This is a genomic window from Paenibacillus sp. P4_A7, assembly GCF_056402455.1.
In genome coordinates this window covers 1-6978 of sequence record NZ_JBFUHJ010000295.1, presented here as the reverse complement: position 1 = coordinate 6978, position 6978 = coordinate 1, and the positions used below count along the sequence as shown (strand labels likewise).

General features: G+C 38.9%; 7 protein-coding genes. 3 read left to right on the top strand and 4 right to left on the bottom strand.

What is annotated here, in order from left to right; translation table 11 throughout:
- Positions 1–97: 97 nt before the first annotated feature.
- The gene (locus AC1DWN_RS24120) at positions 98–1030 is read right to left on the bottom strand and encodes an AEC family transporter (protein WP_477561438.1); all 933 of its coding nucleotides are present in this window, start codon (positions 1028–1030) and stop codon (positions 98–100) included.
- Positions 1031–1268: 238 nt separating this feature from the next.
- Between AC1DWN_RS24120 and AC1DWN_RS24115 the strand changes: the two genes are divergently transcribed.
- Positions 1269–1523, top strand: a complete 255-nt coding sequence (locus AC1DWN_RS24115) for a YtxH domain-containing protein (protein WP_477561437.1) — start codon at positions 1269–1271, stop codon at positions 1521–1523.
- A gap of 109 nt (positions 1524–1632) precedes the next feature.
- Here AC1DWN_RS24115 and AC1DWN_RS24110 read toward each other — a convergent pair whose 3' ends face one another.
- The 3 genes from AC1DWN_RS24110 to AC1DWN_RS24100 are packed head-to-tail and all read right to left on the bottom strand — an operon-like array spanning position 1633 to position 3339.
- Positions 1633–2412 (bottom strand): sigma-70 family RNA polymerase sigma factor, encoded by a 780-nt coding sequence (locus tag AC1DWN_RS24110; protein WP_477561436.1) that lies wholly within the window; start codon positions 2410–2412, stop codon positions 1633–1635.
- Positions 2409–2849 (bottom strand): anti-sigma B factor RsbW, encoded by a 441-nt coding sequence (gene rsbW / locus AC1DWN_RS24105; protein ID WP_477561435.1) that lies wholly within the window; start codon positions 2847–2849, stop codon positions 2409–2411. Before rsbW ends, AC1DWN_RS24110 begins: the two co-directional genes overlap by 4 nt.
- A 37-nt stretch (positions 2850–2886) precedes the next feature.
- Positions 2887–3339, bottom strand: a complete 453-nt coding sequence (locus AC1DWN_RS24100) for a DUF948 domain-containing protein (RefSeq protein ID WP_477561434.1) — start codon at positions 3337–3339, stop codon at positions 2887–2889.
- Between the two features lie 130 nt (positions 3340–3469).
- Here AC1DWN_RS24100 and AC1DWN_RS24095 point away from each other — a divergent pair, with 130 nt between their 5' ends.
- Positions 3470–6220, top strand: a complete 2751-nt coding sequence (locus tag AC1DWN_RS24095) for a response regulator (RefSeq protein WP_477561433.1) — start codon at positions 3470–3472, stop codon at positions 6218–6220.
- Positions 6217–6978: CheR family methyltransferase (locus AC1DWN_RS24090; protein ID WP_477561432.1), on the top strand; the 762-nt coding region annotated here is incomplete at its 3' end. The genes AC1DWN_RS24095 and AC1DWN_RS24090, both read left to right, overlap by 4 nt.

Genomic DNA, 6978 nt, shown 5'->3' with positions numbered 1-6978 from the left:
CCTGGTATTCTTTACCTACAAGTATAAAAAATGATAATCCCTTTAAAAAGTAACTATTCTTATAAAAATCAAAAGGAATAGCGTAAAACGCTATTCCTCATACATCCAGTTGCAAAAAGAAGATAACAGCTGTTACCGTTATAATGCTTAGTATTGTAGAGACAAATACCGATTGAGATGCGAACTCAGCCTCATTATCGAATTCAACAGCAAGCAGCACACTGCTTAGTGAGGTCGGCACAGCAGAAGATATAATAAACGCCGCTGCTGTCATTTTATCTACTCCAATAACCCATACGATCAGCCATGCCAGCAGTGGACCGGCAACAAGTCTAAGCATACCGGACAAACTAACATCGATCAGAAGAGATCGCTTTATTTTCCATTCCATATTCCCAAGCTGAACACCAAGCGTAATAAGTGCAGTCCCAATAAATGCTGATGATAAATAATCAATCGGAGTCGCTATCGACTGCGGGATTGAAACCTCTAAGCCTCTCAAAGTAAAAGCTAGCGGAATGACATAAATGATAGGCATCGAAATAATAGTGTGCCAGATCGCTCGCATATTTGCTTTATGTGCATTTACACTGTATATCCCATAAGTATTCGGAATAAATGACTGAACCATCATAATAATCACTTGTATCGCGAGGGTTTTCTCATTTCCTGCGAAAGCTAGCTGATTTAGCGGAATACCGTAATTAGCACTATTGTAGAAAAGAACGCTATTTCTCATTGCACTCTTCATGCTTGGTCCATATCCTCTAATTCGAATGACAATCTCTACAATTAAATACTGGCCTACCATAAACAAAACTAGAAAGTATAGAATTTTACCTATAAGAGATCCTGAAATTTCTGTATTGTAAAGCAGATCGAACATAATAGCTGGCGAGAATAAGTAAAAATTCAATTTGGATAAGGTTTTAATATCAAGTGAGAACTTCCGTCCAAGGATAATACCAAGAACAACTACAATTGCCATGGGAAGTACATTCGTCAATAAAATATGTATGAAAATACTCATTACTGCATCTGCTTCTTTCTACTTAAATTAGTTACCTTATTATATCATTTACTCTATTTAAGCGTTATTCACTTTTTTCAATCGCAACGAAAAAAAGCTTGAATAGAAAATGTCTAATTAAAATCAAGAGGTTCACCTGTTTCAAAAGAGTGTCTTATGGTTAATACATACTTAAGAAGTCGTGCAACACATGATCATCAAACAGTGATCAAAATCATAAAAAAAGGAGAGATTTCAAATGCCAAAGGAAAACACATGTAACGGAATGCTAATGGGTACAATGATTGGAGGCGCTATTGGTGCAGTAGCCGCTCTTCTACTAGCTCCAAAATCGGGTGTCCAGCTACGTGAGGATCTCTCGTCTAAGTTCCAGTCTATTAGCAAAAAAACACAAGACATTGCATCAACCGTAGGAAACAAAGCAACAGACCTTGTATCGACTGTCAAAGAAGAAGTTTCAGAACTAGCCGATCATGCGAAGGATTCTAACTGATGAATAGGCAGGGCTATCATTAGTGATGGCTCAGCCTATTTTCCTTTAAAAATCATTCAAAAACAGCTCCCATTCCGTATTTTTAAAATACGTGATGGGAGCTGTTTTTTTAATGATCATACTCAACGTTTTCTTCAACTAGCAGACCTTTCAGCTTGTCGATAGCACGCTTCTGAATACGAGAAAMGCTCATCTGTGAAACTCCTAACTGCTCAGCAATCTCACGCTGTGATTTCCCATTGTGATAAGCAAGTATGAGTACTGTTTGCTCTTCTTGCTTTAATTGATCTAATGCACTCTCTAGGTCGAGACGATTATCTACGCTCTGATAATCATCCGTTGGTATACCTATTAAATCACCAATTGTGGCACTATCTCCTTCAGTAGACAGCGGTGTATCAAGCGATACGTAATGATACGATTCACGGCATGACAACACCTCTATCGTTTCCTCCACAGACAAATCTAAATAATTTGCAATTTCATCTATTTTCGGTGAGCGCTCAAGCGATGTTGTTAAATGATCAATTGCCTTCTGAACGAGCAGGCCTTTTTCCTTAATCCGTCTAGGGACTTGTATATACCAGGACTTATCACGCAAATAATTTTTGAGATGCCCAATGATACTTTTCACTGCATATCCCTCAAATGGAATCTCTCTTGAGCTGTCATATTGCTTAAACAATCGCAGCAAGGAAAGCTGTCCGACCTGGAATAAATCCTCATAGAGATCCGGGCGATTCCGTGACATTTTTGCAGCTGCCATCTTCACAATAGATTCGTAGTGGCTTAACAATTCCGTAGCGGTTTCGTTACAATTCGTTTCCTGATAGAACATCATTTTTTCCATGGTTTGCTGCAGATTCAGGCAGGATGAATTAGAGGTCATGCCATCTCCTCTTTCCTACCAATTCTCTTGGTTAGAATCACCTCCGTACCCAGTTCGGTACGTACTTCAACATTATCCATTAATRCATGCATCATAAACAGACCGAGGCCACCAGCATTCACTTCACTCAGCCTTTTGTTATGTAAAGGGACTATCTTATTGATGGTCTGCTCATACATAAAGCTGTTTCCTGAATCTTTAATCCGAATGCATAGATTGTCTCTATGTATTTCGAATACAATTTCTATCATACCGGATTTATTATCATAAGCATGAAGCACTACATTGTTGCATGCTTCCGTTACCGCTACTTTCATATCCTCAATATCTTCATACGAAAAACCTGCTTTGTTGGCAACACCATACAAAGTAAGTCTAACAATATCGACATATTCTGCTTTCGCTGGAATCGTCACGCTAATCCAAGGTTTTCTCATCTTTTTGTATCCTCTCTTTGTCTGTTTCTATTATAGCTTATTTTTTTTTGATTTTATTCCATATACGTAAAGAAGAAACAACGCCATCAATAATCGCACTTCCAACTCCACTCTCTATTGCATGATTGCTGCTCTCGTTACGTATTGAATCTTTATCTATATCTTTTTTCGGGGTTACTAAGCTGACTGCTGATTCCTTGGCTGCTCTTGTGAAAGTATGTATCGTTTGACCAATATCATTTACCGTATCAAATACGACATCGAGCGAGCTCAGCTTTTCGCGTACATCAAGCGTCATTGCATTCGTATTATGAATGGCTCCTTTCACATCAACAGTAATTTGTGAGACATCGGTTCTTAATTGACCTATCGTCAACCGAATCTCATTTAGCGCATCTTTGAGGATTTTCAACGTCTGTACTAACGAATACATCAGAATGACAAATGCAATGGCTATAATAACGATACTGATTTGAATGAATAGGCTCATTTCTGCATCACTTCCTCTTTTTCTTTAGTTACCCGATTTATGTCGTTTTGAAACAGCAGGAACAAGATAATTAATAATGCTATACTTATAGAATCCTATTGAACAATACAAGGTTAAAAAGGAGATTATAATGCTGCGAGATTTAAGATTCCCTATTAGTATGAAAATTGCTATTGGCTATTTTCTCATTATTTGCTGCTTAGGTGTGTCCATCGTTGCCGTAACCGAAAGAATATCGGTCTTACAAAATGAAGTCGAAACGATTACAACCCGTGATATAGAAGTTCAGAATCTGATTACTTCCATTCGATATGATGCTATAAGTATGGAGACTGGCCAACGTGGCTACCTGCTCACAGGCGATGAGGTCTATCTAGATCCGTATAAAAATGKCAAATCGCGGTGGGAGGCCAATTATAACAGTTTATATGCTTATGTTTCCGATAATCCAAGTACGCTGAGGGATCTTGAAGAAATTAAGCTGAATATTCAAAACTGGATTAAGCAAACAGCTGAACCTACTATTTTAATGAAAAAGGAAAATAAAGTTGAGCAATTAAACGATTTTTTTAAAGACGACATTGGTAAAAAAGGGATAGATTCACTTCGGGCTCAATTTGAATCAATGGGTAACAAAGAAATAGAGGCCACAAAAATGTATATCATAGAGATGGAAAATAGAAATCGTATATTAACCATCGGAATTTACGTGATGCTGTTCATTGTAACGATCATTGCATTTTTGATTGTCGCTTTTGTTTCCAGTTCTATTGTAAAAACCATTAAGCAGGTCGTTAAAACTATTACTGAAATCGCTGCTGCTGGCGGGGATTTAACGACAAGAATTAAAGTAAATACGCGAGATGAGATTAAGGATCTTGCCGATGCTACTAATAAACTGCTTACTAGTCTGGAAATGCAAAACTGGATCCAAACTAAGGTTGCTGAAGTCGCAACAATGAATCAGGGCATTAATGATTTATCTACGTTATCCCAATCGTTTCTTTCGAAGGTAGCCCCTATGCTTAACGCCACTTATGGCGTGTTTTATATTCGCACAGGATCAGGGGAACAGCAAAAGCTAGTAAAGATAGCGTCATATGCCAGTTATGGTGAAGACGTGGGTGTGTCTAGCTTTCTTCTAGGAGAAGGACTTGTTGGACAATGTGCTCTAGAGAAACGTGTTTTCTTGCTAAACAATCTTCCTGAGCATCATACGCTTATTACAACTGGCCTTGGACAGGTACAGCCGCAAAGTATATTAATTGTTCCAATTGAATTTGAAGATAAGGTTGAAGCTGTCGTTGAATTCGCTTCTATTGAATCATTCAGTTCTCAGCATTTGAAGCTGTTAGAGGAAATCGAGATTGATTTCGGCATTGCTGTTAACAACGTAGCTGGTCGAATGGAAGTAGAACGATTGCTTAGCGAATCGCAAGTCCTTACGGAGGAGCTTCAAGCACAGACCGAAGAACTGCAGACGCAATCCGAAGAACTTCAAATGCAGCAAGAAGAAATGAGTATGACTACGGAGCACTTGGAGGAACAAAACTTATTTGCTGAACAGAAAACGAAGGAACTAGAAAAAGCAAAAAAAGAGCTTGAGGGTTATGCTGAAAAATTGAAAAAGAGTTCACAGTACAAAACCAATTTCCTAGCTAACATGTCTCACGAGCTTCGCACACCATTAAATAGTATTTTGATCCTGTCACAGATTCTTACAGAAAATGAAAACAATACGCTTACTGAAGATGAAGAGGGTTATGCCAGCGTCATTTATACATCAGGAACTGATCTCTTGAAGCTGATTGACGATATTCTTGATTTATCCAAAATAGAAGCAGGAAAAGTGATTTTGACGATTGATGAAGTTAATGTAACGGAGATTCCAGAGCTGATGAAGCTTAGTTTTGATCAGATTGCAGAGAAGAAGAATTTGGATTTCAACATTCTGACTGAGGAAAACCTCCCCAATCTATGGCACACGGACGGACAAAGACTACAGCAAATTTTGAAAAACCTATTATCCAACGCATTTAAGTTTACAGAATATGGTTCCGTTACACTAAAGCTTGAGCASGCCACTCCGTTGAGTGTAAATCAATTACTGCCGATGTATAGCGGTCAAAGTGTACTTGCTATATCTGTAATAGATACAGGCATTGGGATTCCTCTAAACAAGCAGCAATTAATATTTGAGGCATTCCAACAGGTTGATGGTAAAACTAATCGGCAATATGGCGGAACTGGTCTAGGCCTATCCATTTGCAGCGAGTTTTCAAAGCTATTAGGCGGCTGTATTATTTTGAAGAGTACACCGCGTGAAGGAAGTAGCTTTACTCTTTATATACCAAGTATGAATCCTGCTGTTACCAATCCGATTGTAGTAGCTCGACAGGAGGTCGCAGTGGCTTCAGAGCTGCCAATAGCTGTCTCATCAACTGAGGCAATCGAGCAATCGATCTATCTCCCTTTAGAATCAGAGGATTTCTTATTCGAGGGGAAGAAGGTATTGCTCGTCGAGGATGATGCGCGTAATGTATTTGCAATTGTTAAGGCGCTCGAAAATAAAAAGATTAATGTTACGGTCGCTGGAAACGGAAAAAGATGTATGGAAATTTTGGACAAGGACACTGATTTCGATTTAGTGCTTATGGATATTATGATGCCTCTCATGGACGGATTTGAAACTATGCAGGCGATTCGTCAGGATATTGCGCTACAGCAGATGCCAATTATTGCTCTTACAGCCAAAGCGATGAAAAGTGATCGAGAGAAATGTCTAGAAGCCGGGGCTTCCGACTATATTAGCAAGCCGATAAATATGGATCAGCTATTTTCGCTAATGCGGGTGTGGTTAACAAAGCAGGTGGGTAATTGACTAACAACTTAAATGAGGATAACGCAACTGTCGAAGGTATTTCCCATGACGAATTGGAAAACATCGAAATCACATTATTATTAGAAGGTATTTACTCTGTACATGGCTTTGACTTCCGAAATTACTTACGTTCTTCCATTCACAGACGAATATTAAATCGGATGAATCTCGATAGTCTGCCAACAATAACCGCATTGCTTAACAAGGTGCTTCATGAGCCAGGCTACTTTGAAAAATTATTAAACGACTTCTCTATTAAAGTTACTGAAATGTTTCGCGACCCTAGTTTTTTTCAAGCCTTTCGRCAAGAGGTTGTTCCCCTTCTTAGGGACTACCCTGAAATAATAATTTGGCATGCAGGATGCGCTACAGGCGAAGAGGCCTACTCCATGGCTATTCTACTTCTGGAAGAAGGCTTGCTGAATAAAACTAAAATATATGCAACAGATATGAATGATCATGTCATTCAGCTGGCTAAGAAGGGAAAGTTTCCGCTTAAGCGGATGCAATCCTTTACGAAAAACTACTTACTGGCTGGCGGTACCAAGGAGTTCTCTACGTACTATACAACGAATCATGAGCACGCGCTATTCCGTCCGTTCATTACCGAAAATATTATGTTTGCTCAGCATAATCTAGCTACCGACAGTACGTTCAATGAATTCCACGTCATTCTCTGCCGGAATGTACTTATATATTTCGACCCTGCCTTACAGCAGCGTGTTCACCATTTATTTCATGACAGCTTGGCTCCTAAC